Raw genomic sequence first — 1,800 nt, 5'->3', positions numbered from 1 at the left:
CCGGGCAGCGGGGCGAAACCCGCCGCGGGTCGCTGGAGGGCACTGCGTGGGTCGGAAAGGCCCAGCGGCGCCTGCCCGGCCGCACCCGGGAGAGGGGACACCGAGGAGGCGGCAGACGGGGCCGACTGCCGCAGGGAGGGGGAGGTGGGATGCTCCGTCACGCGTGGGGTTCCATCCGTCCGGGGCTGAGCGCCCGACGTCCGAAGGGCCCGGCGCGCCGAGGGGTGACGCGTGGGGCCCGAGGCGTCTCAGGCACGTCGCAGGTGCAGGAAGAGCTGGATCTCGGGTGGTACGTCCGTGCTCGCCGGGGCATAGGTGAAAGCATCCTCCCCGATGACGTCGAAGCCCGCGTCGCGCACGACCCGGCGCAGATCGTCCCGCAGATAACCCGATACCCGGATCGAGTTGCCCAGGAACGGGATGGTGAAGTCGTCCACATCGGCCTCGACCATCGACAGGGCCAGCAGCCCGCCCGGTCGTAGCAGATCATGCAGCATCCGCAGCGCATAGGGAATCTCCGCACGCGGCAGCATCAGCAGGGTGAAGAACGCGGCGATGCCGTCGAAGGAGCCGGCGTCACCGAGCCGGCCGCCGCGCAGATCGGCGAGATCCAGCCGGTGGAACTCGGCCGCCGGCACATTGTCCCGCGCCAGCTTGATCATGCCGGGGGAGATGTCGACCCCCACGACGCGGTGCCCGGCGTCGGACAGCTGACGTGTCGTCGGCACGCCCGTGCCGCACCCCACGTCCAGTATCCGCGAGCCGGGTGGCAGCGTTCCGGCCAGCCACGCGCCGGACGCCAGCTGGCCCTCCTTGTGCGGGAAGGCGTCGTCGTACCGGTCGCCGATCGTGTCGAACGCCTCGCCCTGGCCCGCCCGGTCCAGCACGAGCCGGTGCAGCCCCTCGTATCCGTCGTAGCTCGCAGCGCTCACGACCTCGCCCCTCCTGCGACCGCGGTCAAGTTCGGTTTCCAGTTCTGGAGTTGCGCCTGTGCAGTATCGCGGAGGACGATCCTACGGTTCGTCACCCCGGGCGCATCAAGGGGGCTCGTTGCCCCTCCTCGCCACGGGAGAGGCGGGGGAGCCCATAGGCGCGTCTTTCCATGATTCGCCCGGTTCACTCGCCTTCACTCTCTTCGCTCGCTCACGACCGCAAACGTTCCGGTACGCGGTCCCAGTCCTCCGGGAGCGGCGGCACCTCCCAGGCCGGATCGGGCCGCCAGTCCTCCCAACCGTCGCCGAACGGGCGGCCCCACGCCGTGATGTGCGCGAGCGCGGCGCGGCCCGCCGCCCGCACTCCGGCGGCCCGCCCGGCGGGCATCAGGCCGTCCCGCTGGGCCTGGGCGAACTCGTCCTCGTCCCGCCACTCCCAGCTGCGGTCCGGGTGGACGCTGATGTCGAGGAAGTGGTCCTCGGAGTCGACGCCGCCCGCCCACCGCAGCCGCGGCTCCTCCAAGTTGACGTACCAGTTCTTGAAGCGCCAGCCGCGCTCCCAGAACAGCCACACCGACCACGGGTCGCCCGGCCGGGCGAGTTTCAGTACGCCCGTCCCGAACCACTGGTCGCGTACGGTGCGCCGCGGGCGGGTGTACCGGGTGGCCAGCGGCTCGTGGTGGACGGGGCTGCCGTCCTCCATCACCGGCTTCACACAGGTGGTGCCGGGCGCCATCCACACCGCGAGGAGATCGGCGGTGTCCTGCACCACGGTCACCGGGCGGCAGATGTGGAACCGGCCGCCCTCGGCGTTGTCCCGGTAGCGCCACAGGATGTGGTCCCCGGGCTTCCAACGGCCCGTCCCCGT

The 1,800-nt window shown here is 71.6% G+C and carries 2 protein-coding genes; both read right to left on the bottom strand.

Annotated features, from left to right (window positions below; all coding sequences use genetic code 11):
• Positions 1–248: 248 nt before the first annotated feature.
• The gene (locus tag AC51EU_RS30120) at positions 249–932 is read right to left on the bottom strand and encodes a class I SAM-dependent DNA methyltransferase (protein ID WP_496270264.1); all 684 of its coding nucleotides are present in this window, start codon (positions 930–932) and stop codon (positions 249–251) included.
• Positions 933–1,143: 211 nt separating this feature from the next.
• Positions 1,144–1,800 (bottom strand): cytidylyl-2-hydroxypropylphosphonate hydrolase (gene fomD / locus AC51EU_RS30115; RefSeq protein ID WP_496270263.1); only part of this gene is annotated, 657 nt, incomplete at its 5' end.

It is taken from the genome of Candidatus Streptomyces philanthi (genome assembly GCF_059553635.1).
The sequence above is the reverse complement of the archived record's forward strand: the minus strand, read 5'-3'. Positions and strand labels throughout refer to the sequence as shown.